General features: G+C 58.3%; 30 protein-coding genes and 1 tRNA gene (1 of these 31 cut by a window edge). 20 read left to right on the top strand and 11 right to left on the bottom strand.

Features of this window, described 5'->3' with window-relative positions; all coding sequences use genetic code 11:
* Positions 1-14: 14 nt before the first annotated feature.
* Positions 15-488: a universal stress protein gene (locus ACWGKN_RS14395; protein ID WP_452095508.1), complete on the bottom strand. Its 474-nt coding sequence runs from the start codon at positions 486-488 to the stop codon at positions 15-17.
* A 241-nt stretch (positions 489-729) separates the two neighbouring features.
* On the opposite strand from ACWGKN_RS14395, the gene ACWGKN_RS14390 reads away from it, so the two are divergent.
* A complete protein-coding gene (locus tag ACWGKN_RS14390; RefSeq protein WP_424253140.1) occupies positions 730-1,476 on the top strand; it encodes an MOSC domain-containing protein in 747 nt (248 codons plus the stop codon).
* 10 nt (positions 1,477-1,486) lie between these two features.
* On the opposite strand, the gene ACWGKN_RS14385 is transcribed toward ACWGKN_RS14390, so the two are convergent.
* Both ACWGKN_RS14385 and ACWGKN_RS14380 read right to left on the bottom strand, forming a co-directional pair.
* Positions 1,487-2,560, bottom strand: coding sequence for an AMP-binding protein (locus ACWGKN_RS14385; RefSeq protein WP_452095507.1), 1,074 nt, complete (start codon positions 2,558-2,560; stop codon positions 1,487-1,489).
* Positions 2,521-2,739 carry an AMP-binding protein gene (locus ACWGKN_RS14380; protein ID WP_452095506.1) on the bottom strand — a complete coding sequence of 73 codons (219 nt, stop codon included), beginning with the start codon at positions 2,737-2,739 and terminating at the stop codon, positions 2,521-2,523. Before ACWGKN_RS14380 ends, ACWGKN_RS14385 begins: the two co-directional genes overlap by 40 nt.
* A 43-nt stretch (positions 2,740-2,782) precedes the next feature.
* On the opposite strand from ACWGKN_RS14380, the gene ACWGKN_RS14375 reads away from it, so the two are divergent.
* Positions 2,783-3,109 carry a hypothetical protein gene (locus tag ACWGKN_RS14375; protein ID WP_452095505.1) on the top strand — a complete coding sequence of 109 codons (327 nt, stop codon included), beginning with the start codon at positions 2,783-2,785 and terminating at the stop codon, positions 3,107-3,109.
* Here the strand turns inward: ACWGKN_RS14375 and ACWGKN_RS14370 are convergent.
* The 6 genes from ACWGKN_RS14370 to hisB all read right to left on the bottom strand — a co-directional run bounded on the left by ACWGKN_RS14370 (position 3,055) and on the right by hisB (position 8,186).
* Positions 3,055-3,741, bottom strand: coding sequence for a ubiquinone/menaquinone biosynthesis methyltransferase (locus tag ACWGKN_RS14370; RefSeq protein ID WP_035232034.1), 687 nt, complete (start codon positions 3,739-3,741; stop codon positions 3,055-3,057). The genes ACWGKN_RS14375 and ACWGKN_RS14370 overlap by 55 nt on opposite strands.
* Before the next feature lie 43 nt (positions 3,742-3,784).
* Positions 3,785-5,152, bottom strand: coding sequence for an asparagine--tRNA ligase (gene asnS / locus ACWGKN_RS14365; RefSeq protein WP_052160222.1), 1,368 nt, complete (start codon positions 5,150-5,152; stop codon positions 3,785-3,787).
* A gap of 6 nt (positions 5,153-5,158) precedes the next feature.
* Complete coding sequence (locus ACWGKN_RS14360; protein ID WP_452095504.1) at positions 5,159-6,061, bottom strand: damage-control phosphatase ARMT1 family protein; 903 nt, start codon at positions 6,059-6,061, stop codon at positions 5,159-5,161.
* Positions 6,058-6,786: a tRNA lysidine(34) synthetase gene (locus ACWGKN_RS14355; protein ID WP_035232036.1), complete on the bottom strand. Its 729-nt coding sequence runs from the start codon at positions 6,784-6,786 to the stop codon at positions 6,058-6,060. The genes ACWGKN_RS14360 and ACWGKN_RS14355 overlap by 4 nt, the downstream gene beginning before the upstream one ends.
* 98 nt (positions 6,787-6,884) lie before the next feature.
* On the bottom strand, positions 6,885-7,532 hold the full coding sequence (locus ACWGKN_RS14350; RefSeq protein ID WP_052160224.1) for a hypothetical protein: 648 nt from the start codon (positions 7,530-7,532) through the stop codon (positions 6,885-6,887).
* A 54-nt stretch (positions 7,533-7,586) separates the two neighbouring features.
* Positions 7,587-8,186 carry an imidazoleglycerol-phosphate dehydratase HisB gene (gene hisB, locus ACWGKN_RS14345; RefSeq protein WP_035232038.1) on the bottom strand — a complete coding sequence of 200 codons (600 nt, stop codon included), beginning with the start codon at positions 8,184-8,186 and terminating at the stop codon, positions 7,587-7,589.
* Positions 8,187-8,449: 263 nt separating this feature from the next.
* Between hisB and ACWGKN_RS14340 the strand changes: the two genes are divergently transcribed.
* From ACWGKN_RS14340 to truA, 5 genes are all read left to right on the top strand, one after another.
* Positions 8,450-8,524, top strand: a tRNA-Gly gene (locus ACWGKN_RS14340).
* A gap of 65 nt (positions 8,525-8,589) precedes the next feature.
* The gene (rplM, locus tag ACWGKN_RS14335) at positions 8,590-9,018 is read left to right on the top strand and encodes a 50S ribosomal protein L13 (RefSeq protein ID WP_424253146.1); all 429 of its coding nucleotides are present in this window, start codon (positions 8,590-8,592) and stop codon (positions 9,016-9,018) included.
* A gap of 16 nt (positions 9,019-9,034) precedes the next feature.
* Positions 9,035-9,427 (top strand): 30S ribosomal protein S9, encoded by a 393-nt coding sequence (gene rpsI, locus ACWGKN_RS14330; RefSeq protein ID WP_035232044.1) that lies wholly within the window; start codon positions 9,035-9,037, stop codon positions 9,425-9,427.
* Between the two features lie 217 nt (positions 9,428-9,644).
* Positions 9,645-10,685 (top strand): N-acetyl-gamma-glutamyl-phosphate reductase, encoded by a 1,041-nt coding sequence (gene argC, locus ACWGKN_RS14325; RefSeq protein ID WP_035232047.1) that lies wholly within the window; start codon positions 9,645-9,647, stop codon positions 10,683-10,685.
* Between the two features lie 38 nt (positions 10,686-10,723).
* Entirely contained in the window at positions 10,724-11,479 is a 756-nt protein-coding gene (gene truA, locus ACWGKN_RS14320) for a tRNA pseudouridine(38-40) synthase TruA (RefSeq protein ID WP_035232049.1), read from the top strand.
* 27 nt (positions 11,480-11,506) lie between these two features.
* On the opposite strand, the gene ACWGKN_RS14315 is transcribed toward truA, so the two are convergent.
* Positions 11,507-12,493, bottom strand: a complete 987-nt coding sequence (locus ACWGKN_RS14315) for a LysR substrate-binding domain-containing protein (protein WP_035232051.1) — start codon at positions 12,491-12,493, stop codon at positions 11,507-11,509.
* 323 nt (positions 12,494-12,816) lie between these two features.
* Here ACWGKN_RS14315 and ACWGKN_RS14310 point away from each other — a divergent pair, with 323 nt between their 5' ends.
* From ACWGKN_RS14310 to ACWGKN_RS14250, 13 genes are read left to right on the top strand one after another with little or no spacing between them, the layout of a single operon-like run.
* Positions 12,817-13,236: an NADH-quinone oxidoreductase subunit A gene (locus ACWGKN_RS14310; protein ID WP_052160225.1), complete on the top strand. Its 420-nt coding sequence runs from the start codon at positions 12,817-12,819 to the stop codon at positions 13,234-13,236.
* Positions 13,206-13,703: an NADH-quinone oxidoreductase subunit B gene (locus tag ACWGKN_RS14305; protein WP_035232053.1), complete on the top strand. Its 498-nt coding sequence runs from the start codon at positions 13,206-13,208 to the stop codon at positions 13,701-13,703. Before ACWGKN_RS14310 ends, ACWGKN_RS14305 begins: the two co-directional genes overlap by 31 nt.
* A 45-nt stretch (positions 13,704-13,748) precedes the next feature.
* The gene (locus ACWGKN_RS14300; RefSeq protein WP_035232055.1) at positions 13,749-14,255 is read left to right on the top strand and encodes an NADH-quinone oxidoreductase subunit C; all 507 of its coding nucleotides are present in this window, start codon (positions 13,749-13,751) and stop codon (positions 14,253-14,255) included.
* The gene (locus tag ACWGKN_RS14295; RefSeq protein ID WP_035232058.1) at positions 14,252-15,370 is read left to right on the top strand and encodes an NADH-quinone oxidoreductase subunit D; all 1,119 of its coding nucleotides are present in this window, start codon (positions 14,252-14,254) and stop codon (positions 15,368-15,370) included. Before ACWGKN_RS14300 ends, ACWGKN_RS14295 begins: the two co-directional genes overlap by 4 nt.
* Before the next feature lie 10 nt (positions 15,371-15,380).
* Positions 15,381-16,376, top strand: coding sequence for an NADH-quinone oxidoreductase subunit NuoH (nuoH, locus tag ACWGKN_RS14290; RefSeq protein ID WP_035232060.1), 996 nt, complete (start codon positions 15,381-15,383; stop codon positions 16,374-16,376).
* A 2-nt stretch (positions 16,377-16,378) separates the two neighbouring features.
* Positions 16,379-16,819, top strand: coding sequence for a NuoI/complex I 23 kDa subunit family protein (locus ACWGKN_RS14285; protein WP_424253154.1), 441 nt, complete (start codon positions 16,379-16,381; stop codon positions 16,817-16,819).
* Positions 16,816-17,340, top strand: coding sequence for an NADH-quinone oxidoreductase subunit J family protein (locus ACWGKN_RS14280; RefSeq protein WP_052160226.1), 525 nt, complete (start codon positions 16,816-16,818; stop codon positions 17,338-17,340). Before ACWGKN_RS14285 ends, ACWGKN_RS14280 begins: the two co-directional genes overlap by 4 nt.
* Positions 17,340-17,666, top strand: coding sequence for an NADH-quinone oxidoreductase subunit NuoK (gene nuoK, locus ACWGKN_RS14275; RefSeq protein ID WP_035232064.1), 327 nt, complete (start codon positions 17,340-17,342; stop codon positions 17,664-17,666). Before ACWGKN_RS14280 ends, nuoK begins: the two co-directional genes overlap by 1 nt.
* A 17-nt stretch (positions 17,667-17,683) precedes the next feature.
* Positions 17,684-19,168, top strand: a complete 1,485-nt coding sequence (locus ACWGKN_RS14270) for a monovalent cation/H+ antiporter subunit D family protein (RefSeq protein ID WP_424253157.1) — start codon at positions 17,684-17,686, stop codon at positions 19,166-19,168.
* Positions 19,165-19,419 carry a hypothetical protein gene (locus ACWGKN_RS14265; protein ID WP_035232066.1) on the top strand — a complete coding sequence of 85 codons (255 nt, stop codon included), beginning with the start codon at positions 19,165-19,167 and terminating at the stop codon, positions 19,417-19,419. Before ACWGKN_RS14270 ends, ACWGKN_RS14265 begins: the two co-directional genes overlap by 4 nt.
* The gene (locus tag ACWGKN_RS14260; RefSeq protein WP_452095503.1) at positions 19,409-21,199 is read left to right on the top strand and encodes a Na(+)/H(+) antiporter subunit D; all 1,791 of its coding nucleotides are present in this window, start codon (positions 19,409-19,411) and stop codon (positions 21,197-21,199) included. Before ACWGKN_RS14265 ends, ACWGKN_RS14260 begins: the two co-directional genes overlap by 11 nt.
* A 26-nt stretch (positions 21,200-21,225) precedes the next feature.
* Positions 21,226-22,740, top strand: coding sequence for a complex I subunit 4 family protein (locus ACWGKN_RS14255; protein ID WP_035232070.1), 1,515 nt, complete (start codon positions 21,226-21,228; stop codon positions 22,738-22,740).
* A 38-nt stretch (positions 22,741-22,778) separates the two neighbouring features.
* Positions 22,779-24,191 (top strand): NADH-quinone oxidoreductase subunit N, encoded by a 1,413-nt coding sequence (locus tag ACWGKN_RS14250; RefSeq protein ID WP_035232072.1) that lies wholly within the window; start codon positions 22,779-22,781, stop codon positions 24,189-24,191.
* Positions 24,192-24,466: 275 nt separating this feature from the next.
* Here ACWGKN_RS14250 and ACWGKN_RS14245 read toward each other — a convergent pair whose 3' ends face one another.
* On the bottom strand, positions 24,467-24,521 hold the final stretch of the coding sequence (locus ACWGKN_RS14245; RefSeq protein WP_452095502.1) for a hypothetical protein. The gene runs 125 nt beyond the window's last position; 55 of the gene's 180 nt are visible here — the last part of the coding sequence; its start codon lies off the right edge, out of view; its stop codon occupies positions 24,467-24,469.

The raw sequence follows: 24,521 nt of genomic DNA, 5'->3' as shown, positions 1-24,521 counted from the left end.
GCTTTCCACCAGGCCTATTCCGTCTTGCAGCAGGTATAGGGATTGATGGTCAGCACCGGACAGGGGGCGGACCTGACCACCTTGTCGGCGACGCTGCCGAACATGATCTTCTCCAGGCCCTTGTAGCCATGGGTCCCCATGACGATCAGATCCCCCTTGTTGGCGGCGGCGAATTCGACGATCTGCTCGGCGACATCGCCCATCGACACCTGATGGGTCACCTCGCTGATCCCGGCCCTGGTGAGCGACTCCTCCAGTTCGGCGCAGAAGGAGGCCATCTTCTCCTCGGCCCCGGCGATCAGATCCTGCTCGAGGTTCGGCATGCTCATCTGCGGCACGAAAAAGCCGGAATAATCCTCAAAATTCTGGACGACGAAAATCAGATGCAGCGAGGCCCCGAACTTGCCGGCGAAATAGGCCGCCGACTCTGCGATCAGCTTGGAATTATCCGAAAAATCGATCGGCGTGATCACTTTTTTGACTTCCATTACCTTCCCCATTCCCACCTCCGCAGTTGAATTGACAACGGTTCTTAACATCCTGTTCATACTTATTTTTCTCACAACGCCGGCAGGGATTGCAAGGAAATAGTATCACCGCGGTGAGAATGTGCCGCCGGCGACCGTCAGGCCCCTGCCCGTCTATCCTCTTTCCGGCTTTGCAAAAAACGGCAATTTCGGCTATGCTCGAGACATGACACATTGTGGTATATCAGAGGAGAAGAATTCCATGCATGTCAAGGCTATCTCGATCAGCGACCGGAAAGGAATCCGCAAGAACAACATCGACACGGGGGAACTGCTGGTGGACTTCGGTCTCGCCGGCGACGCCCACGGCGGCGACTGGCACCGCCAGGTCAGCCTGCTGGCCCAGGAAAGCATCGACACGATGCGGGCCAAGGGACTCGACGTGGTCGCCGGCAACTTCGCCGAGAACATCACCACCGAGGGAATCGACCTGTCGACCCTCCCCGTCGGCGCCCATCTAATGGTCGGAGCAACCGAGCTGGTGGTCTCCCAGCTCGGCAAGATCTGCCACCATCGCTGCGCCATCTACCACCAGGCCGGCGACTGCGTCATGCCGCGGGAAGGCATCTTCGCCGTGGTCCGCCAGGGCGGGGTCATCCGGGTGGGAGACGAAATTCAGATCATGGAGGGGCGATCGACGACGGGCGCGGTCATCGGCACGGCGGAGTCACTCAAGGTCTGCGGCGGGGTGATCAGGGAAGCGGTGCTGGCGCGCTGGGCCCCGGCCTTCATCCGCATCGATCCCCTCAATGATGGTGGGGACAACCTCGGCCAGCTGCTCGACGACCTCAGCGGCCGCCAGGGCATCGACCGGGTCATCGTCTACGATCCCGAGGGCCGGCAGGCCCTTGGTATCGCCGGCTATCTGGGCAAGGCCATCCTCGCCGGCCGGCCGCACGGAACCATCATCAGCCACTGCCGGACCACGGCGGAGATTGCCCGCCTGTGACGGCGGGACGTCAGTGCAGCAGGTCGTTGATGACCTGCCGGTACTTCTGTTCGATGACGTGCCGCTTCTTTTTCAAGGTGTTGGTCAATTCCTCGCCGAGCTTGAACTCCTTGGCGAGGAAGGCGATGCCCTGCAGTTTTTCGTACGATTTGAATCCCTGCCTGGGGTGAAGCAGGCGGTTCATCTCGTGCCGGATGTGGTCGAGAACCCGGCTGTTGGTCAGCAGTTCCTCCCCCTCCTCCTTCAGGTCGGAAAACCGCTGCCGCGCGTATTCCCGTAACTCGTCGATATTGGGGATCAGCAATGCCCCCAGGCCCTTCTTGTCCTGGCCGACCAGCACCGCATCCTGGATGAAGGGAAACATCGAGATCGCGTTTTCGATCCGGGTCGGGTCGATATTCTCGCCGCTGGCGAGGACGATGATCTCCTTGGCCCGGCCGGTGATCACCAGTTCGCCGGAGAGCGTCATCCGGCCGAGATCGCCGGTCCGGAAGAATCCATCCTCGGTGAAGGATCTGGCCGTCTCCTCCTCGTCGCGATAGTAGCCGCGAGTCACCTGGGGTCCGCGCACCTCGATCAGCCCCTCCCGGCCGGGCGGCAGGATCTCGCCCTCCTCGGAGGCGATCCGGATCTCGGTCAGCGGCACCGGCGGCCCGACCGTGCCGTAGACCCGGCAGTTCAGGCCCCGGCCGGCGATCGACGGCGAACATTCGGTCATGCCGTAGGCGTTGACGATGCGGATGCCGACGGCGTCGATCCATTCCTCGAGATAGGTGGCCAGGGTCCCGCCGCCGCTGATCGCCAGGCGCAGCCGGCCGCCGAAACGCTGCTGGACCAGGGCCAGCTTCTTCATCGCCAGCTTGTACAGGGGGTAGAGGACGATCATCCCGGCCAGGGCCGGAACCCGCCGCTGCAGGGCGCGCCACCACGGCTCGGGGGCATAGACCGGAAAGCGTCCCAGATAACGGCGGCGATAGCGCCGATAGGCCGCCGACACCCGAACCATGGCGGCAAACAGCCCGCTGGCCAGCCTGCCCTTTTTCTTCACCCCGGCCTGCACCCGCGAGTACAGCGATTCCCACACCCGCGGCACGATGGCGACCAGCGTCGGCCGGTATTTCTCGAGATCCTGGGCATGATGTTGGCATGGCTCGGCATCACCCCCTTCGGCTGACCGGTGGTCCCCGAGGTGTAGATGACGGTCAGCAGGTCCTCGGCCGTGATCGCCTCCCCCCCGCTGGTGGAAGCGCTGGAAGTCGTCATCGGTGAAGCGCCGGTCGGCCAGCAGGTCGGTGTAGGAGTAGACGTGGCTGAACAGGGTGTGCAGTTCCGGGGCGCCGATGACGAACACCCCCTTGAACTGGCGGCAGCCCTTGATATAGTCGCCGTGCAGGGCCAGGAGCAGGACATCCTCGAACAGCTTGCCGTAGGTGACCCGGCACTCCTCCTCGCCGGCCAGGTAGATGAAGGCTGTCTTATGACGACGGCGGCTGGCGCTGGCAACCAGCACCTCAAACAGCGTCGCCGGCGCCTCATAATCGGGAAGGGCAAATGGCTCAAGCGGCGGTTGCGGCTCGGTCATGGTCGAATCCCCCAGTGGATGCCGATCGTCCCCATCATGAATTTGCGGTAGCCGACGTCGATGAAACCGGCTGCCCGGAAGATCCCGGCAAGGGTCTCGGCGTCATGAAAATCCATCGTCGATCCGGTGAGATAACTGTAGGCGGAGGCATCCCTGGCGATCAGCCGGCCGAGCAGTGGAATGCCATAGCGGAAGTAGAGGTTGAGCAGCGGCCACAGCAGGTTGGCGGCCGGCGGCGTGGTATCGAGGCAGACCACCCGGCCGCCGGGTCTGAGCACCCGGTGGACCTCCCGCATCACCCGCAGGCTGTCGTCGACGTTGCGCAGCAGGTAGCCGAAGGTCACCGCCTCGAAGACCCGGTCGGCGAAGGGCAGGCCGTTGGCGTCGCAGACCTGCCAGTGGATCGCCGGATCGCTGAAGCGCCGTCTGGCCTCGGCCAGCATGTTGCGCGAGAAGTCGGCCCCGATCACCCGGGCGTCGGGGTAGGAACGGCGCAGCAGCGCGGCGATATCGCCGGTCCCGGTGGCCAGGTCGAGGACCCAGCCGCGCCCCGGGTCGCCGGCCCGGGCGACGACGAAGCGGCGCCAGCGCTGGTCCTGGCCCAGCGTCATCGTCCGGTTCATCAGGTCGTAGCGGCCGGCGATGGCATCGAACATCCGTTGAACCCCGGGCCCCTTGCTCATGCCGAGGTCCCTTCCCGGTCAGGCATCGCTCCCCTCGTCACCCTCAGCATGGAGCGAACCCCGGGGTCCGCGGGAAGGGGATGACCTCGCGGATATTGGCCATGCCGGAGACGAACTGCACCAGCCGCTCGAAGCCGAGGCCGAACCCGGCGTGCGGCACCGTGCCGTAGCGGCGCAGGTCGAGGTACCAGCGGTAGTCGTCGAGGTCGATGCCGGCCTCCCGCATCCGCCGCTCCAGGACCTCGTAGCGCTCCTCGCGCTGGCTGCCGCCGACGATCTCGCCGATGCCCGGCACCAGGATATCCATCGCCGCCACGGTCCGGCCGTCGTCGCCCACCCGCATGTAGAACGGCTTGATCGCGGCCGGATAGTCGGTGACGATCAAGGGCCGGCGGTAGACCTCGTCGGTCAGGTAGCGTTCGTGCTCCGATTGCAGATCGATGCCCCAGCGCACCGGAAAATCGAAGGCTCTACCGCTGCGCAGGAGTTCGTCGACCGCCTCGGTGTAGGTGATATGGGCGAATTGCTGCCCGGCCACGCTCCGCAGCCGATCTATCAGTCCCTTGGCGATGAACCGGTCGAACAGCTCCATATCCTCGGCACAGTTGGCCAGGACATCGTCGAGCAGGTACCTGAGCATCTCCTCGGCGATCCGCATATTGCCGGCGAGATCGCAGAAGGCCATCTCCGGCTCGATCATCCAGAATTCGGCGAGATGCCGGCTGGTGTTGGAATTCTCGGCCCGGAAAGTCGGGCCGAAGGTATAGACATCGCCCAGGGCCAGGGCATAAACCTCGGCCTGGAGCTGGCCGCTGACGGTCAGCCCGGCCCGGCGGCCGAAAAACTCCTCGTCCGGTCCGCCACGGGGCTGGGTCGTCGTCAACTGAAACATCTCTCCCGCCCCTTCACAATCGCTGGTGGTGATGATCGGGGTATGGACCTGGATGAAGCCCCGCTGCTGGAAAAAGGTGTGGACGGCATAGGCCAGCCGCGACCGGACCCGGGCGACGGCGCCGAGGGCGTTGGTCCGCGGCCGGAGATGGGCCATCTCGCGCAGGAATTCGAACGAATGGCGCTTCTTCTGCAGCGGGTAGGTCTCGGGATCGGCCCAGCCGACCACCTTGAACCCGGTAGCGAGCAGTTCGACCGCCTGGCCCTTGGCCGGCGATTCCTGGACGGTCCCTTCGACCTCGACGCTGCAGCCGGTGGTCAGCCTTTTGATCTCGGTCTCGTAATTGCCCAGCCCCTTGTCGGCGATGACCTGGAGGTTGGCGAGACAGGAGCCGTCGCTGACCTCGACGAAGGAAAAGCCGCCGGTATCCCTTCTGGTCCGAATCCATCCGCCTACCCGGACCGTTTCTCCAATCGGCTGCCGCTCCAGCAGCGTCCTTATCTTGGTGTGCGTGCTCATATGATCTCAGGGTTGATGCTGCGGTGAATAATAGACGACCATTTCTCCCTCCCCGGGCAGCAGCCGCTGGTCGATCCCGGTCAGGCCGGCGAGGTGGCGGGCGGCGACCCGGCATTTGACCATCAACAGGAAAAAGATATCACGGTCGACCTCGGACAGGGTCTCGAAATTGCCCTGCCCCTTCGAGATCACCAGGTCCGCCCGGTGGAAATGGCCCAGCAGTTCGTCCGAGCAGTGGGCAAGCGATGTCCCGGGACAGGCGACGCCGCTGCCGATCACGCGGCCATAGCGGTCAAGGCCGCATTCCAGCGCATCCTCGAGCGAGGCGTCGTTGATGATCGGCCCGCCCCGGACCGCCACGGTCAGGTCGAGCCCCCGCTCCTGCAGACACTCGAGAACCAGCTGATCATACACGATCTCGCCGCAGTTATCCGCAAGGTAGAGCACCCGGCTGCCGTTTTGCAAGCGGCCGATCCGATCGAGGAGCAGATGAAGGTGATCGACCGCCAGCACCGCCGAACGGCAGCGGGAAATGGCCCCGTCGGCGTCGATTGCCGCAAAGGCGCCGTAATCGATGCTGTTGCCGGCGATGGCAAACCGGACCGCCGCGGCCAGGGGGACGGCAGAGCGCCGCACCTCCTCTCTGATCAGCGGCAGCAGACGCCGGGCCTCGACATTGTTCCGTTTCTTGATGTGCCGGTAGGGGTCGGGGCAGCCGGTCACCGCAGCGATGCGGTCGTATATCCGGATCGCATTGGCAGGAGGGGTCTGCTGCAGATCGATATCGGGGAGCAGAATGTCGATCGCCGCGACCACCGCCTGATGGTCGGCGGCCCGATCGGAACAGATCTTCGCCACCTGCAGGGCCTGCCGCCGATAACAGGGAAGGCAGTCGGGATGGGTTTTCACAGCAGGTACCCCTCACGGACATTGGCCATGGCGGCGAAAATCGAGTTCCGGGCCCCCGGTTCCATCGCATACAGCTCCGCCAGAAGTTCCCGCACCCGCTGGCGATGGGTATTCCCGGCCAGGGGGCAGAGATTTTCCACCGCCTCGATCCCCGCTCGGGCGGCGATCTCCAGCACCTCATCCTTCTCGAGATAGGCCATCGGCCGGATCAGCGCCAGATTGCCGCCGAACAGCACCTGCTTCGGCACCATGGTCGAGATGTTGCCGCTGTAGATCATGTTGAGAAAGAAGGTCTCGACCAGATCGTCCTTGTGATGGCCGAAGGCGATCTTCGCCCACCCCTCCTGCCGGGCAAGCTCAAAGAGTTGGCTGCGCCGGTTGCGGGCACAGTGGTAGCATGTCTCCTGATCTGCTTGCAATTTCCATCCTCGCACGACCTGATGAGCGATGCCGATGCGCTCGAGCTGGCGGCAGATCCTGGCGATAGAACCATCCGCCTGCGGTTGCCGGCGCCAGAACTCGTTTTCGACCACCACAGCCTTCAAGGTGTAGCGGATCGGCGCCTTGTGCTGCCAGAATCGGAGCAGCCAGGCGAGAACCAGGCTGTCCACCCCGCCGGAGACGGCGACAAGCACCCGGTCGCCGTCGGCCAGCATCGAGTAGTCGTGCATCGCCTGGCCGATCCGGCGATTGAAGCGCGATGGCAGGCAGGCGTCTATGGTCATCTGGGGAAGAGTCGATGGCTGATGGAAAGCAAACGCCCGTCGGCGTCATGCATCAGGCCGCGGGCGTTGTTTCCGTGTCGAATCGGGTTCCGGGCTGGTTATCGCTTCAGGAACGGGCATCCGGCCAGTCGTTCCTTGAGTCCCTGGGCAACAAGGTTCTCGACGGTCACCCACTTGAATCCACGGCTCTGAGCCTTGTTGAAGCTCAGGATATTGCTGAGCAGAGACTCCTGCGTCTCGTCAAAATCGGCCGACCACAGAACCGCGCGGGTCTTGACGTCGACCAACCGCATCTGGAAAGAGGCCGAGGCCGGGCTCTCGATGGCCAGTTCACTGCCCACCCGCTGCCGGTAGCGGTGAACGGTGGTCACCATTACCGCATCGCAGTGCAGGATCTTGCCGAGATGGCCGATCACGTCGGCTGAGTTGTCCCTGTTGTCTTCGTCCATCAGCGATTCGATCTGACTGGCCGACAGAACGCGGACGTTGCCGAAGTCTTTCATGATATCAACCATGGTCAGGTCGATGAAGCCGGCCCCCTTGCGCAAACTGTCGCTGTCATTCCCCTGCTCCCCCCCAGCACTGCCCCCGGCCGTGTCAGCGGGCAGGACAACAACGGCGTTCAGCGGCCGGATGTCTTTTCCCGGATCGGCGGTCGAGCTCACGCTCCTGCCGGAGCACGAAGTGAGGAACGACAGGAGACCGCACAGCATGACGACGGCAAGGATGTTGGATATGTTCTTCACGCAAGACCTCTCTGCAGAGTTTTCATTTAGTATTCCGGTGTGCCTTGACCGAACTCACAGCAATCCCTTGGAAGAAAGGACGCCGCTGACGTGTTCCGACAGGGCGGATGCCTCATGCATCGTCCTTCCCAACCCCTTGAACACTGCCTCAAGGATGTGATGCCCATTCTCCCCATGCAGCATGTCGATATGCAGGGTCACGCCGGCATGCTGACTGAAGGCCCGGAGAAACTCCTTGCCGAGCCCGGTATCGAACGTCCCGATCTTCTGATCGCTCAGCGAGACATTGTACTGCAGGAAAGGCCTGTTGGATATATCGGCGACAACCCTGACCAGGGTCTCGTCCATCGGCATATGGCAGCTTCCATAGCGGTTGATGCCCGACTTGCCGCCAAGCGCCCGGCTGAAGGCCTGTCCGAGACAGATGCCGACATCTTCGACGGTATGATGATCGTCGACCTCGATGTCGCCTTTGGCCGATATCGCCAGGTCGAAAAAGCCGTGAACGGTAAAGAGGGTGAGCATGTGATCGAGGAACGGAACACCGGTATCGATCGCCGCCTTTCCTTCTCCGTCCAGGTCGAGAATAAGATGTATATCCGTCTCCCCTGTCTTCCGTTCAATCGTCGATGTTCGCGCACCCTGCTGTTCCATATCCTGTATCCGTAGAATACCCTGTTTGCCGCGGATACCGGTCCGCTTCGTCGCCGAAGACCATGACGGTGCGTTTGGCGTTTGATTTCATTCCATGATCTGGTATACTTCAACTGCTTATATTACCCCATTGTCCTGAATCCATCTCTATTTTTCACCGCAAGGATCGATAAAAAAGTCATTCACCGCGAGACTGTCTTTTTTTTATTGACACCCCACCGGCGATTATGTAAATAGGGGACCTGTTTTGACAAAAACAAAAAGCGGGAATAACTCAGTGGTAGAGTGCAACCTTGCCAAGGTTGAAGTCGCGAGTTCGAATCTCGTTTCCCGCTCCAGCTAAACAAGAAAAGGTTCGACATGGTTCGAGCCTTTTTTTATTAATCGCATGTTGAGGATTACGATGAAAACCTACCTTGCTCCGGTCAACGAGATCGAAAAAAAATGGTACCTGGTCGATGCCGAGAATAAGGTGCTGGGTCGCCTGGCATCGGAAATCGCCAACCGGCTGCGTGGCAAACACAAGCCGACCTTTTCCGATTTCATCGACAACGGTGATTTCGTCATCGTCACGAACGCGGACAAGATCAAACTGACCGGCAACAAATGGGACGACAAGAAATACTATCGCCACACCGGCTACATGGGAGGGCTCAAGGAGGCCAGCGCCAAGGAACTGATGGCCAAGCATCCGACCGACCTGATCATCCATGCCGTTAAAGGCATGCTCCCGAAAAACAAACTGGGGGCGGCGCAGCTGAAGAAACTGAAGGTATACGCCGGGTCAGCCCATCCTCACGCCGCCCAGCAGCCGGCCGCACTAGATATTTAATCCTGGAGAATAAAACATGGCTATAGATCGTTTTTACGCCACCGGCAAGAGAAAGAGCGCTGTCGCCAGGGTGTGGCTTACCCCCGGTATCGGCAAGGTGATCGTCAATCAGCTCGATGCCGAGGCCTACTTCGGCGGGACCTTCAAGACCCCGAAGATCGAGAAACCGTTCAAGGTCACCGATACCTCTGAAAAATACGACGTCAAGGCCACCCTCAGGGGTGGTGGCAAGTCGGCCCAGGTCGAGGCGTTGGCCCATGGAATCTCCAAGGCCCTGCTCGATATCGATTCCGAGAACAGGATCCCGTTGAAGCGTTCCGGACTCCTCACCCGCGATCCGCGAGTCAAGGAACGTAAGAAGTACGGCCAGAAGGCTGCTCGCGCCAAGTTCCAGTTCTCCAAACGTTAATCGATTTCAGCACCAGACGTATTCGTCGGTCAGTGCAGCGGCCGGCAGTCGAAATACCACGACACACCGCAACCGAGGGAATAACAGCAAACCTGTTATTCCCTTTTGGTGTTTTTGCCTTTCGGGGTCTATTTCTCTTCAGACAGAGAATGCGGACTGTCCGATCCACATCCATGGATAGCCGCTATCTTCAACAACTCATCTCAGGGGACTTGCCATGTTGAAAATCGCGATCATCGGTGCATCCGGCTACACGGGCGTTGAACTCGCCCGCCTGCTCTGCAATCACCCGGAAGTGCGCCTGACACTGGTGACTTCGAGGCAATTTGAAGGCCAGCCCCTGTCCCAGGTGTTTCCCAGCCTCCGCACCAGGGTTGATCTTCTCTGCGAAAATCCCGACATGGATCGACTGTGCGACAGCGCCGATTTTTACTTCGCCGCCGTCCCGCACAAGACGGCAATGGACCTCGTGCCGCACCTGCGCCGGGCAGGCAAGAAGGTCGTCGATCTCTCCGCCGATTTCCGGCTCCGTGACCAGAGCGTCTATGAGCAATGGTACCAGCCGCACTCCTCGCCCCAATTTCTCAGCGAGGCGGTGTACGGGCTCCCGGAACTCTACCGTCAGGCCATCGCCGGCAGCAGCCTGGTCGCCAACCCGGGGTGCTACCCGACCTCGATCATCCTCGGTCTCGCCCCTCTGCTCAAGGCCGGAATCATCGAGCCGGCCACGATCATCGCCGACTCCAAATCCGGGACCTCGGGGGCAGGGCGCTCGGCCCAGATCGGCAGCCTGTTCTGCGAGGTGACCGATGGGTTCCGCGCCTACAAGGTCGGCGGCGTCCACCGGCATACCCCGGAGATCGAACAGGAACTGAGCCTGCTTGGCGGCTGCGATATCAGGATTTCCTTCACCCCCCATCTCCTGCCGCTCTCGCGGGGCATCCTGAGCACCATCTATGCCCGGCTGCAGGCCGACCAGACCGAGGCTTCGATCCACCAGCTCTATCAGGACATGTACGCCGACGAACCCTTCGTCAGGGTGCTGCCCCCCGGAAACCTGCCGGCGACCCAATACGTGCGGGGATCCAATTTCTGCGACATCGGGTTCACCATCGACCGGAGAACCGGCAGGATCATCGTCCTTTCCGCCATCGACAATATCGTCAAGGGCGCCGCCGGCCAGGCCGTCCAGAACATGAACATCATGTGCGGCTTCGACGAAGCGAAGGGCCTCGAGGTTGTCCCCCTCTTTCCCTGAGACACCAACCGCTCTCCCTTCCAGCATCCCTGAATCCCATGCGGAACATCAGACTGCTCATCGCCTTTGACGGCACCGGCTACAGTGGCTGGCAGCGGCAACGCCATGACGTCACGATCCAGGGCGAGATCGAAGACCGGTTGACCAGGATGACGGGGGAGTCGGTGTCTCTCCATGGCGCCGGCAGAACCGATGCCGGCGTTCACGCCGACGGGATGGTCGCAAATTTTCACACCGGCGGCAAAATCTCCTGCCCCGCTTTTTTTCAGGGCCTGAACTCCATGCTGCCGCCGGCGATCCGCATTCTGCAGGTCGAGGAAGTCCGGCCGGATTTTCATGCGCGCTTTGCCGCCTCAGGAAAGCAGTACATCTATCGGCTCCACACCGGCGCGGTGCTGATGCCGCAGCAGCGACACTTCTTCCTGCACTACCCCGCCGCAATCGATTCTCAGGCGGTACAGGCCTGCCTGACGCTGCTGACGGGAACCCATGATTTCGCCTCATTTGAAAACACCGGCTCCCGTGACAAGGGCCTGACGAACGGACGGGGATCCACCCGGACCCTTTTCGCCGCCGATCTGAAGCAACCGAACGACTATGAGTATTTCTTGTCGTTTACCGGAGATGGATTTCTCCGTCAGATGGTTCGCAATCTGGTGGGGACGCTGCTCGAGGTCGGCAGGGGGAAGCGGTCGGTGGACAGCTTTGGACAGGTCCTGCTGGCAAGGGACAGAACCGCAGCCGGTCCGACCGCCCCTGCTCACGGGCTTACGTTGAAGGAGGTTTTTTACTGAATTGAAATGAGAGGGGGGGGGGGCTGCCTACACCGATTCCTGTTTCTTCTGGGAGGAATGCCGGGCAAGCATTGACTGCAGCTTCCATGGCGACGACAGACAGACGCTTTCGTCATTGCACGTCGACATCACGTCACAGAAATTGAGGAATTCGGCATGGGCGTCACTGATCTCCTTGTCAATGCGGGAGATGATCTGCAACTGACGCTTCATATCGATCCCTTCCACCTGCAGACTCTTGAGCCAGCCATTCTCCACTTCGCGGCAGATACAGAGGGCCGACAGGCAGGCAATACCGGCGCCGGCCTCGACCGCCCGTTTGATTGCCTCAGGGTGCCCCATCTCCATCACCACGCTGATATCCTGGAAGTACTCCTTCATCTTTTCCCGGAAGATGGCATCCGTTCCCGACCCCTTTTCGCGCAGAATCCATTTCCGGTCCTTGATATCTCTCTTGACATCGAAGACATCGTTATGGGCGAGTGGATCGGTGGCCCCGACCAGAATCACCAACTCATCCTGAAACCATGGATGTACTCGTAATTCCTTGTTTTTCGACAGAGGACCCTCAACAAACCCAATATCCATCTGGCCATCAAGGATCAACTTTTCGGCATACCCCGTGTTGAAGACCAGGAGATTGATGTACACGCGGGGATGCACCCTGCGGAATGCCCCCACGAGATACGGCAGGATATAATTACCGAGTGTGGTGCTGGCGACAATATCGATATGTCCTTCGAGCGTATCGTTGCGCTCGGACATGATTGTCTCGATATTGCTGACCTGACAGGTGATATCCTTGGCAAGCGGCAGAAGATAGCGGCCGCGGGCGTTGAGGAGCAGGCTTCGGCCGTGCCGGTCGAAAAGGGAGCCGCCAAGCTGGTTCTCCAACTCGGCCAGGGCCATGCTGACAGCTGACTGGGTAACAAAGAGCTTCTTGCTCGCCTTGGTCACCTGGGCAGTCTCGGCAACCGCGATAAAAATCTCCAGTTGTCTCAGTGTGATAGGCATACGATACCCTGCTCTTCAGCTTTTTTGATAATGAACATCTCACCGCCTGTGCTACGCCCCAGCATCATAGCATGTATCCTGCATTTCACAAGTTTTTTTGATATATAGCCGGACCGGATGGACCTGGAGATACCATCTCACAATTTGCGGAACTCTGGATGTCAAGCAAAAGTTGATTGCAGCATGTTCGGCTCAGGTGGTATATACTTGCGCAGTTAAACAATTTTTTATGTTTTTTGTATCATCATTATTGAACATGTTTTATCTATCCAAATTCAATTTTGATTGGTATAAGAAAACACCTTTAAGCGAATGGAGTACACATGGAACCTCAGTTCACTGAATTTCTCTATCGCGACAGTGTCATTTGGATCGCGGCCTTTATCCTGGGCGGCTTCGTTTTCGCCCTAGGTCCGATTGCCATCGTTTATCTCTTCATGCCGCTCGGCACCAGGAATATCCGGAACAAAACCCTCCAACCGATCGAATGCGGAATGGACCCCATCGGTGACAGCTGGATCCGCTATGGTGTGGTCTTCTACCTCTATGCCCTGATCTTCCTCGCCTTCGATGTCGATGTCCTTTTCCTCTTTCCCGTGGCCCTTGCATACAATGACCCGATGTTCGTCTACCGAGACTTTGTCGAAATCCTTCTTTTCGTCGCAATTCTGTCATTGGCCGTCATTTATGCCTGGATCAAGGGAGTATTTAAGTGGGAACGGAAAACATACCTGCGTCGTTAATCCATTTCGCCTCTGCCGATAAACTCATCAACCTCGGTCGTGCCAACTCGCTCTGGCCGCTCACCTTCGGTATCGCCTGCTGCGCCATCGAGATGATGGCCACCGGGTGCGCCCGCTTCGACCTGGCCCGTTTCGGCGCCGAGGTCTTCCGTCCCTCGCCGCGACAAAGCGACGTGATGATCGTTGCCGGAACCGTCAACAAGAAGATGGCCCCGGGGATCAAAACGCTTTACGACCAGATGCCGGAACCGAAATGGGTCATCGCCCTGGGAAATTGCGCGATTTCCGGAGGGCCGTTCGTCTATGAAGGGCAGTACAACATCATCGAGGGTGCCGACAAGTTCCTGCCGGTTGATATCTACATCCCCGGCTGTCCTCCTCGTCCCGAGGCCCTGATCGAGGGAATCATCGAACTCGAGTATAAGATCACCGGCTGGCGGAGATGGCCGAAGGTCAAGGCCGAGTAACAACCGGAAGCATATGTCAAGCAGACATCCTGATCGGAAGGACCAATGATAATCGAGACCGTCAAAGACAAACTGAGAGACCTTTTTCCGGCTCCGGCGGAACCAGCTGTTGCTGAACTTGAAGCCGAGAAGCCCCAAACGGCTGAGGCGGAAATCGGGGTGTTCGACTGCAACTATGCCAAACAGGGGTATCATCTGGATGTAAGGCTGTCACCGGATCAGCTCCTGACTACTGTCGGCATTCTGTATGACCATGGCTTTTTCATCGAGTCCATCACCGGCGTCGACTGGATCAAGGATGGGCAACTGGAGGCCACATACGATTTCTGCCGCTACGATTTCGATCTCTGCCGCGTCGTTGTCCGCACCCGTACCCCTCGCGCCAATCCGATTCTCCCTACAATCACCGGGATATACAGCGGAGCGAGTTGGCACGAGAGGGAGACCCATGATTTTTTCGGTATCGTCTTTGAGGGACATCCCCACCTCATTCCTCTCCTTCTCCCCGAAGATGCCGACTTTCACCCACTCCTAAAGGATTTCAAAGCATGAGCGAGCCAATTGTCCTGCAGCCGGATGAGACCTTCATCCTCAACGTGGGACCGCAGCACCCGGCCACCCATGGCGTGCTCCGGGTCAAAATGACCATGGACGGCGAGTACATCTACGATGCGGAGACCGTCATCGGCTATATCCACCGGATGCATGAGAAGATGGCCGAAAACCGGACCTACGCCCAGTACCTTCCCAACCTCAGCCGTCTCGACTATCTCTCCGCCATGGCCTACTGCCATGGGTATGTCCTGGCCGTGGAAAAGGCCGCATCGATCGAGGTGCCTCAACGGGCCGAGTACATCAGGGCCATTACCGTCGAGATGAACCGGATATCTTCGCATCTCGTCTGGTTCGGGGCCTTTATCATGGATCTCGGCGGCTTTTCGCCACTCATGTACGCTTTTGACGATCGCGAGCAGATCCTCGACCTGCTCGAGGCAATCACCGGTTCGCGTCTGACCTATTGCTATTTCCGTTTCGGCGGCCTCTACAATGACATTGACGACGACTTCATCGAAGGCACCCGGCGTTTCATCAAGCGGATGCGCAAATCCCTGAAGATGTACCACAAGTTGGTGACCACCAATATCATCCTGATGAAGCGGCTGACGGGTATTGGTCCGGTCTCTGCCGAGTTGTGCCAGCGATATGGCGCCACCGGGCCGGTGGCGCGCGGCTCGGGGATCAATTATGACGTCCGCCGCAATGAACCGTATTCCGTCTACTCCGAATTCGATTTCGATATCCCGGTCTACAACGAAGGCGATTCCTACGCCCGGTATTTGGTCCGGATGGAGGAGATGGAGCAATCGCTTCGCATCATCGAGCAAGGGCTCGATAAACTGCCGGACGGTCCTGTCAATCCGGAGAAGAAACCCAAGACCATCAAACTGCCGCCGGGCGATTATTACACAGCCGTCGAGGCCGGCCGGGGCAGCTTCGGCATCCGCATCGTCAGCGATGGCGACAAGAGTCCGTACCGCCTCAAATTACGCTCACCAACCTACTCGAACATGCATCTTTTCGACGAGGCCTGCCGGGGTATGCTGATTGCGGACGCCCTCGCCTTCATGGGCAGTCTCGATCTGGTCATCCCGGAGATGGACAGATAAGGGGAACACTATGTCACTCACATTGCTCAACGTCCTGGCCGCCGTCATCATCGCCATCACCTTTGTCGCCACCAACGCCGCCTATCTGGTCTGGGCCGAGCGCAAGGGGGCAGGCTTCATTCAGCGCCGGCCCGGCCCAACCGAAAATGGCCCGTGGGGCCTGCTGCAGCCACCGGTCGACGGCATCAAGCTCATGACCAAGCAGCTTCTCATTCCCGGCGGGGTCGACAAGATCATTTTCGTCATCGCTCCGGTCCTGGCGATGTTCCCGAGCGTCGTCAGCTTTGTCACCATCCCGTTCAGCGACACCATTGTCGCCCACAACGTCAACATCGGTCTGCTGATGATCTTCGTCTTCGGCTCGATGAGCGCTATGGCGTTGCTGATGGGCGGCTGGAGTTCGCGCAACAAGTATTCGATGATCTCTTCGGTTCGTGCCGTTTCGCAGGCCGTCGCCTACGAGATACCGATGCTGATCACCGCCATCACGGTGGTGATGATCGCCGGGTCGCTCGATCTGATGGAGATCGTCCACAAGCAGAGCGGTGGATTCTGGCACTGGAATATCTGGCCATTCCAGAAGGGCCTGTTCAACATCCTCATGCCGGTCTCCTTTCTGATCTTCTTTGTCTGCTCGCTGGCCGAGACGAACCGCGCCCCCTTCGATCTCGGCGAGGCTGAAAGCGAACTGGTCGCCGGCTACCACACCGAGTATTCGAGTATGGGCTTCGGCCTTTTCTTCATGGGCGAATACGCCAATATCGTCATCGGCGCCTGCCTGACCACCATCCTCTTTCTCGGCGGATGGGACTGCCCCTTCGGTCTCGTGCCCGGGGTCTGGTGGTTTATCGTCAAGATATACATCCTTATCTTCACTTTCATCTGGATTCGCTGGACCTTTCCCCGGACGACCATCTACAGCCTGCTCAACCTGTCCTGGAAGGTTCTGATCCCGATCTCCCTCTTCAACCTGCTGCTGACCGCAGGTCTACTGAAGGTATTCTAGCCATGTTCAGATATTTCAATGATATCTTTTCCGGACTCTGGAGCCTGTTTGTCGGCATGGGCATCACCTTCCAGGAATTCTTCAAACCAAAGATCACTGTCCACTATCCCCACGAGAGCATCAAGATGACGGCCCGGTACCGCGGCCACATCGAACTGATCCCGGGCGAGGACGGCCAACCCCTGTGTGTCGTCTGCGGCATGTGCGAGAAGGCCTGCCCGTCCAACTGCATCTCCATCGCCGGTGAAAAACCTGAAGGCAGCAAGAAGAAGGTTCTCACTTCGTATAAACTCGACTTCACCACATGTTCGCTCTGCGGTTCCTGTGTCGACTCCTGTAATTTCGGGGCGGTACGGTTTTCCAAGGAATACAACCTGGCCAGCACCCGGAAAGAGGATTATCACTTCGATCTCCTCAAGCGACTGGAGGAAAGCAAACAATGATGAAGACCCTGTTCAGTCCGGACGGGCTTGTCGCCCTGCTCTTTCTCTTCAATCTCATGGTCACCGTGATCGGCGGCATCGTCGCGTGCAGCGCCGAACGACTTGTCCGGGCTGTCATCGGCCTTGTCATCTGCTTTGTGGGGGTAGCGGGAATCTATTATTTCCTCAACTCACCCTTCATTGCCATGATGCACATTCTCATCTACATCGGTGCCGTGGCAGTGGCGATCTCCTTCGCCATCATGCTGGCCGCCCCGGAAGAAAAAATGAGGCTTGGCCCAACCAATGCCCTCTCCGGTCCTTTCGGCCTGATCACTGTCCTGCTGCTGATCTCCGGTCTCGTGTCACTCGCCTTCAAGACCGAATGGACGAGTGTGAAAAAGATCAATGATGGTTCCGTCAAGACCATCGGGATCCAACTGCTGACCAACCATTCGATGGTATTCGAACTCATTTCCATCGTGTTGCTGATTGCTATCCTTGGAGCCCTCGTCATCGCCCGAGGCGGGAGGGAAGATTAATGCCGCTGCTGACACTGCACAATCAATTGACCACTTATCTCGTCATCGCCGCCCTGCTGTTCGGCATGGGCGTCTATGGCCTCATCACCCGCCGAACTTTGATCGGCATGCTTATCGCCGCCGAACTCCTTCTGGCCGGGGCTTCGATCAATTTCATGGCATTCAACCGGTTCACCGCCCCCGATCCGGCGCTCGGGCAGATATTCACCCTGTTCATCATGGCAATCGCCGCGGCCGAGGCCGCCATCGGCCTCAGTATCGTCGTCGCCTTCTATCGTCATCTCAAATCGATCGAGACGGCGGATGCCGCACACCTCAAAGGCTAGTTAAGGAACTATCGCATATGGACATGCATACAGTCGTCAGTTCCCCATCGCTCCTTGTCGCCCTGCTCATTCCACTGGCCGGTGCGCTCGCGGTGATGTTCAGAGGGAATGATGAAAACGTCAGGGAGGGGATTTCGTCAGTGGCCTCGATCCTGCTGCTCGGCGTCGTCTGTTCGCTGATTCCTCCGGTTCTGAAGGGCAAGATCCTCGTCCTGCACCTGTTCACCATCCTGCCGGGCCTGACCATCACCCTCCGGGCCGATGCGATGTCGATGATCTTCGCCCTCGTCGCCTCATCGCTGTGGACCATCGCCGTTTACTATTCGATGGGGTATATGCGGGGGCTCAAAGAACACGCCCAGACCCGCTTCAACGCCTGTTTCGCCCTTGCGATCTTCGGGGCCATCGGGGTGGCCTTTTCCGACAATCTTCTGACGATGTATCTGTTCTACGAGATCGTTTCGATCTGCACCTACCCACTGGTCGCCCATCATCAGGACGCGGAAGGTTACAAAGGGGCACGTAAATACATCGTTTACCTGACGGCGACCGCCAAGTTCTTCCTGCTGCCGGCGATGATCCTGATCTATGTATTGACCGGCACCCTCGACTTCGCCGCCAACATCTCGACCGGGATCTTCCCCGACGACGTGAACAAGGTGCTGGTGACGATGCTCTATATCTTCTGTCTCTTCGGTTTTGCCAAGAACGGCGTCATGCCTTTCCACCACTGGCTGCCGGGAGCGATGGTCGCCCCGACACCGGTCTCGGCCCTGCTCCATGCCGTGGCCGTCGTCAAGGTCGGGGTCTTCTGTACCACCCGGGTCATGTTGTATATCTTCGGCGTCGACACCATGGATGCCCTCAACCTCGGCATCCCCACCGCCTACTTTGTCGGCTTTACCGTTATCATGGCGTCGATTATCGCCCTCTCCAAGGATAATCTCAAGGCCCGGTTGGCCTATTCCACAGTCAGCCAGCTGTCCTATATCATCATGGGTGTCGCCCTGCTGACTCCTTCCGGGATCGAAGGCGGGCTGATCCATATCGTCAACCATGCCTTCTCCAAGATCACCCTGTTCTTCTGTGCCGGTGCCATCTATGTCGCCACGCACAAGAAGAACATCTCCGAAATGGAAGGCCTGGGCAAGACCATGCCGTTCACCTTCGGGGCCTTTGCCATCGCCTCGCTGTCGATGATCGGCGCTCCGCCGGTGGGAGGATTCATCACCAAGTGGAATCTGCTTGTGGGTTCGATGGAAGCCCATCAGATCGGTATTCTGCTGATCCTGATTGCCAGCACCCTCCTCAACGCCGCGTACTTTGCCCCGGTGACCTTCAAGGCCTTTTTCAACAAGCCCCCCGCCGGTGAAGGTTATATCGGCATCCGCGAGGCACCGTTGTCCATGCTCATACCGATACTGATCGCCTGCTTCATTTCGGTCCTCATCGGCATCTTTCCCCAATACATGATGAACTTCGTCAAGGCGGTGACAGGATGATAGTCAGTTTCATCGATTGGCTCAAACAGTGGCCCAGGACCGTGCGGGTGCTCTCTCTGCTCGCCGCCGCAGCCATCGTCATCTGGAGCCTGGCAGCGGTCGACACCCACCATGCCCATACCTGGGTGGAGCAGCATATCCCGGCATTCTGGGCCATTTTCGGGTTTGTTGCCGCTTCCGTTTTGATTTTTATTTCCGGTTGGCTCGGTAAATGCGGCATCCAGACCAGGGAGGATTATTATGACCGGTAGCTTCATCCACCCGGCATTGATCATGATTGCCGGAGCCCTCCTCCTCCCCTTCATCCGCGGACCGTTCCGCAAACCGTATCTGTGCCTCATCCCCATCCTGGCCTTTTGCGACGTCCTCTACCTCAATCAGTTCCCCGGGACATACGGCGTTGTCACCTTCATGGATCGATGGACGCTGACTTTCGGTAGAATCGACAATCTGTCGACCATCTTCGCCTTCATCATGGCCCTGATGGCCATCATCGGCACAATCTATGGCCTCCATGTCGAGGACGAGTGGCAGCATATTGCCGCCTGGTTCTATGTCGCCGGTTCCCTCGGGGTCATCTACAGCGGCGACTATCTGGTGCTTTTCCTGTTCTGGGAGATGATGGCCTTCGCCTCGACCTTCCTGATCTGGTTCAATTCCGACAAGGACGCCCTGGCCGCCGGCTACCGTTACCTCCTCGTCCACACCTTCGGCGGGGTAATGCTGCTCTTCGGCTTCGTCCTCCGTTACCAGGCAACCGGGGATCTCGGCTTCAGCCTGCTCGATGAACACAACACCCAACTCTACACCTGGCTGATCATGATCGGCCTGATGCTCAACGCCGCGGTCCCGCCACTGCACTCCTGGCTGCCGGATGCCTACAGCAAGGCCTCCATCACCGGCGCGGTCTTCATGTGCGCCTTTACCACGAAGACTGCCATCTATACCCTGGCCCGCGCCTTCGCCGGCTTCGACATCCTCATTGTCCTCGGCGTGGTAATGACCATTTACGGTATCATCTACGCCATCCTCGAAAACGACATTCGCCGGCTGCTCGGTTGGGAAATCGTCAGCCAAGTCGGCTACATGGTCGCCGGCGTCGGCATCGGCACCGCCCTGGCGATCAACGGCACCTGCGCCCATGCCTTTGCCCACATCCTGTACAAAGGACTGCTGTTCATGGGGGCCGGGGCGATTATCCATTGCACCGGACAATCCAAGCTGACTGAACTGGGAGGCCTCTACCGTAAAATGCCTCTGACCCTGCTGTTCATGGTGGTTGGGGGAGTCTCGGTCTCGGCCTTTCCGTTCTTCTCCGGCTTCGTCAGCAAATCGATGATCATCACCGCCAGTTTCGAATCCCATCTGTACTGGGCGGCCTTTTTGCTGACCGCCGTCTCGGCCGGGACCTTTCTCGTCGCCGGACTGCGGCTGCCTTATCTGATTTTTTTCGGTGAATCACGCTGTACCTCTGCAACTCTGGAAAAGGCCGCCGATCCTGTATGGAATATGCGATTGGCCATGTGGATCGCTTCCTTTTTCTGTCTGCTGATCGGATCCTATACCCCCTTTCTCTACTCGATGCTGCCGCATACGGACGTGGCCTTTCACCCGTACACGATCCCCCATATGGCTGAAACCCTGCAAATTCTCGCTTTTACCGCCTTGGCCTTTTATTTCCTCAAAGGCAGGCTGGCCGCCCGGGCAACTATCAGTCTCGATCTCGACTGGTTCTATCGCCTGGCCGGTCGCGGCTTTCTCTGGGTGGCGGAGAAACCGCTGCAATGGCTCGACACTGCCTGGGGTGCCGCGTATCGGGTCGTCGGCCTGGTGTCACTGATGACGATCGCCCGTTTCTCCGCCTGGTTCGACTGGAACGGCATCGATGGCGTCGTCGACGGGACGGCACGTTTCGTCCAGGGGCTGGGCGGCAGAATAAGCCTCTTCCTCCAGAAGGGGCAGATCCAGATGACCCTCTATTATGCAATCACCTTTGTCGCTCTTTTTCTGGCTGCCTATGTCTGGTTATAACTCTCTGACATCAAGGATCGTTGGCAATGGATCAATTACTGCTTAACCAGGGTTTTCCCCTACTCAGCACCCTGATTTTCCTCCCACTGGCGGGCTCGCTGCTGCTGTTCGTGGTCCGTGACCCACACTTCGCCCGCTACTGGACCCTTGCTGTCACCAGCCTTGTCGCCCTGCTTTCACTGTGGTTGTTGCCTGGATTCGACCGTGACACCGCCGCCTTCCAGTTCGCCGAATACCACCCATGGATCGAGTCGCTCAATATCGCCTACGTTATCGGCGTCGACGGCATCTCGATCCTGCTGATTCTGCTCACCACGCTGATCATGCCCTTCTGCGTTCTTGCCTCGTGGACCTATATCAAGGACCGTGTGCCGGCATTCATGATCTGTATGTTGATCATGGAAACGGCGATGATCGGGGTCTTTGTCGCCCTCGACTTTGTCCTGTTCTATATTTTATGGGAGGCCATGCTCATCCCGATGTATCTTCTTATCGGGATCTGGGGTGGGCCACGCAAGATCTATGCCTCGGTCAAATTTTTCCTCTATACCCTGGCAGGATCGATCCTCCTCCTTGTTGCAATAATCTGGCTTTACACTGCAAACAGTTACAGTTTCTTCATCCCGGATATGATGTGGAAAGGCTACCCGTTTACTGCCCAGATCCTGCTCTTCATCGCTTTTTTCCTCGCCTTTGCCATCAAGGTGCCGATGTTTCCCTTCCACACATGGTTGCCGGCCGCCCATGTTGAGGCACCAACTGCCGGCTCGGTCATCCTCGCCAGCATCCTGCTGAAAATGGGGACCTATGGCTTTCTCCGCTTCGCCCTGCCAATTACGCCGGATGCCACCACCACCCTCATGCCCTATGTCCTGTGGCTTTCCATTGCCGGTATCATCTACGGTGGATTGACGGCCCTGGCCCAGCAGGACATGAAGAAATTGATCGCCTATTCCTCGGTCGGCCATATGGGCTTCGTTACTCTGGGGATATTTGTCCTCAATATCGACGGGATTGAAGGGGCCATCCTGCAGATGATCAACCACGGCATCACCACCGGCGCCCTCTTCCTCTGTGTCGGCATGATCTATGAACGGACACACAGCCGTGAGCTCAGTTCCGCCACCGGCATAGGCCAGTATATGCCGGTCTTTGTCACCCTGATCGGTATTTTCTCCCTCTCGTCCCTGGCCTTTCCCGGGACAAACAGCTTTGTCGGGGAGTTCATGATCCTGGCCGGAGCATTCCGCCACGATATTCCCCTGGCCCTGGCGGCGATACCGGGTGCCGTGCTGGCCGCCGCCTACATGTTGCGGATGCTGCAGAAGATCATCTGGGGAGGGATGAACAACCCCGACCAATCCTGGCTGACCGATTTGAACAGCAGAGAAATAGTAACCCTGGCGCCATTCCTTTTCTTTGTCTTCTGGATAGGTCTGGGTCCACAGCCGTTTCTTGCCATGATGCACAGCAGTGTCGTCAACCTGCTCGATCAGTTCCATGTTTACCAGCAGGCGATCACCGCAGCTGGCATGTACTGATCATTGACTAACATATAACGACCATCCAAGGTACCACGATGCTCTTTCTTCCTGAATTGACGATTCTCGGCGCCGGTCTTCTCTTCTTCCTGCTGTCTCTCGGACAGCCCAGCGAGGCGACAATCAAGAACTGTGCAGTCACCGCCGCAGCCGTGATACTTTTTACAACCGTGCTCTGTCTCAATCAGGCAGGAAATCTGTTCTACGGTGCCTACCGGGTTGATTTATTCTCCCAGGTTTTCAAGGTATTGATAGCAGCGGCCACCCTCATCGTTTTTCTGTTCGGCAACGGACTTTCAGGGATTAAGCAGGATTCTCGCCCTGAATACTACCTTTTTCTCCTGGTCTCCAATCTTGGCCTGATGATGCTGGTTTCCAGCGTCGAACTGCTGGCCATCTTCATTGCCCTGGAACTGTCGTCCTTTGCCGTCTATATAATGGTGCCGATGCGAACCACCACCACAGGCATTTTTTTCCAGATGGAGGCAGGCATCAAATACCTGCTCTTCGGCGTTATGGCCACCGGTTTCATGCTCTTCGGCATGAGTTATATTTTTGGTCTGAGCGGCACGACCAGCCTTGATGGGCTCGCACAGCAGTTGCCGATCCTGGCAAATCGTCCAGCGGCAGTCGTCGCCATGCTCATGATTCTGGCCGGCTTTTTTTACAAACTCGCCATATTTCCATTCCACTTCTGGGTTCCTGATGTGTACGAGGGAGCTGCTAACGAGACCACCGCGTTTATCGCGGCCGTGCCGAAAATGGCGGCCGTGGCCTTGCTTATTCGTTTGACATCCCTCGCCAGTCACCAGGGAGAGATGGTCCTCAATCTTCTCATGGTCTGTTCCATAGCCTCGATGTTCTACGGTAATCTCTCGGCGCTGGTACAGAAAGACCTCAAGCGCATGCTCGGATTTTCCGGCATCGCCCATGCAGGCTTTATTCTCCTCGGCCTGTTGACATTCAAGCAGTCCGGTTACGCCAACTCCCTGTACTATATCATCGGATATGCCCTTATGAATCTGGCCTGTTTCCTCGTTATCTGCCAGGTTGCTGCCAAAGGGGAAAATCTCGGGATATCTGACCTGAGCGGACTCCACAAACGTGCACCGGTCCTCGCCCTGACCTTGACGGTGGCGCTCTTTTCTCTCGCCGGGATCCCCCCATTTGTCGGTTTTACCGGTAAATTCATGCTTCTGCTGGGAGCCCTGCGTGAAGACCATCTCCTGCTGGTAACACTTGCTGCCATCAATACGGCTATTGCCATCTACTACTATCTGTCGGTGGTCCGCATGACCTTCTGTTCCGACAGCAATGGCCTGGGAAATGTACAAACTGGTTTTCTGACAAACTCGCTCTCCCTGATTCTAGTCACAGTGATAATAGTCATGGGTGTGGCGCCGTCCTGGTTTGTTACTATGGCAGAATCCGCCGTAAAGACAATCCACTGATCAGAACGACGCTCAGGAGTCTCTCTATCCTGACGGCAGGGACAGAGTTGCTGGTCTGCCGCAGTCTGGTCGCTCGACAGCCCTTTTATTCGATCCTGCGCGAACATTTACCTCGTTCGTTCATTCGCCATGAATTCCCCATGGAATGAATGCAGGGTCACTCTTTCTTCTAGTTCGTATGCTTGGCAGTATCATCTTGGTATGCCTTGTTATTATCCCCGTCCCTTGCGCCCCGAGTGCCGGCTTACACAAGTATTTCAATGGCGTTTCCCCCCTCAGTTCCAGTTGGCCGGCACGAATGATAAGCGTCCTTGACAAGTAGCGGTCGAG

This window comes from Desulfoprunum sp. (assembly GCF_053613775.1).
This window is presented reverse-complemented; position numbering and strand designations above follow the sequence as displayed.

Coding starts and splice junctions, on each gene's coding strand:
- ACWGKN_RS14260 (WP_452095503.1), top strand. CDS start 19,409: ATGACCGGTAGCTTCATCCACCCGGCATTGATCATGATTGCCGGAGCC.
- asnS (WP_052160222.1), bottom strand. CDS start 5,152: ATGAGCACGCACACCAAGATAAGGACGCTGCTGGAGCGGCAGCCGATT.
- ACWGKN_RS14390 (WP_424253140.1), top strand. CDS start 730: ATGCATGTCAAGGCTATCTCGATCAGCGACCGGAAAGGAATCCGCAAG.
- ACWGKN_RS14250 (WP_035232072.1), top strand. CDS start 22,779: ATGCTCTTTCTTCCTGAATTGACGATTCTCGGCGCCGGTCTTCTCTTC.
- ACWGKN_RS14285 (WP_424253154.1), top strand. CDS start 16,379: ATGTTCAGATATTTCAATGATATCTTTTCCGGACTCTGGAGCCTGTTT.
- truA (WP_035232049.1), top strand. CDS start 10,724: ATGCGGAACATCAGACTGCTCATCGCCTTTGACGGCACCGGCTACAGT.
- ACWGKN_RS14270 (WP_424253157.1), top strand. CDS start 17,684: ATGGACATGCATACAGTCGTCAGTTCCCCATCGCTCCTTGTCGCCCTG.
- ACWGKN_RS14370 (WP_035232034.1), bottom strand. CDS start 3,741: ATGAGCAAGGGGCCCGGGGTTCAACGGATGTTCGATGCCATCGCCGGC.
- ACWGKN_RS14295 (WP_035232058.1), top strand. CDS start 14,252: ATGAGCGAGCCAATTGTCCTGCAGCCGGATGAGACCTTCATCCTCAAC.
- argC (WP_035232047.1), top strand. CDS start 9,645: ATGTTGAAAATCGCGATCATCGGTGCATCCGGCTACACGGGCGTTGAA.
- nuoH (WP_035232060.1), top strand. CDS start 15,381: ATGTCACTCACATTGCTCAACGTCCTGGCCGCCGTCATCATCGCCATC.
- ACWGKN_RS14310 (WP_052160225.1), top strand. CDS start 12,817: ATGGAACCTCAGTTCACTGAATTTCTCTATCGCGACAGTGTCATTTGG.
- ACWGKN_RS14280 (WP_052160226.1), top strand. CDS start 16,816: ATGATGAAGACCCTGTTCAGTCCGGACGGGCTTGTCGCCCTGCTCTTT.
- nuoK (WP_035232064.1), top strand. CDS start 17,340: ATGCCGCTGCTGACACTGCACAATCAATTGACCACTTATCTCGTCATC.
- rplM (WP_424253146.1), top strand. CDS start 8,590: ATGAAAACCTACCTTGCTCCGGTCAACGAGATCGAAAAAAAATGGTAC.
- ACWGKN_RS14300 (WP_035232055.1), top strand. CDS start 13,749: ATGATAATCGAGACCGTCAAAGACAAACTGAGAGACCTTTTTCCGGCT.
- hisB (WP_035232038.1), bottom strand. CDS start 8,186: ATGGAACAGCAGGGTGCGCGAACATCGACGATTGAACGGAAGACAGGG.
- ACWGKN_RS14265 (WP_035232066.1), top strand. CDS start 19,165: ATGATAGTCAGTTTCATCGATTGGCTCAAACAGTGGCCCAGGACCGTG.
- ACWGKN_RS14395 (WP_452095508.1), bottom strand. CDS start 488: ATGGAAGTCAAAAAAGTGATCACGCCGATCGATTTTTCGGATAATTCC.
- ACWGKN_RS14315 (WP_035232051.1), bottom strand. CDS start 12,493: ATGCCTATCACACTGAGACAACTGGAGATTTTTATCGCGGTTGCCGAG.
- ACWGKN_RS14355 (WP_035232036.1), bottom strand. CDS start 6,786: ATGACCATAGACGCCTGCCTGCCATCGCGCTTCAATCGCCGGATCGGC.
- rpsI (WP_035232044.1), top strand. CDS start 9,035: ATGGCTATAGATCGTTTTTACGCCACCGGCAAGAGAAAGAGCGCTGTC.
- ACWGKN_RS14380 (WP_452095506.1), bottom strand. CDS start 2,739: ATGACGACTTCCAGCGCTTCCACCAGCGGGGGGGAGGCGATCACGGCC.
- ACWGKN_RS14255 (WP_035232070.1), top strand. CDS start 21,226: ATGGATCAATTACTGCTTAACCAGGGTTTTCCCCTACTCAGCACCCTG.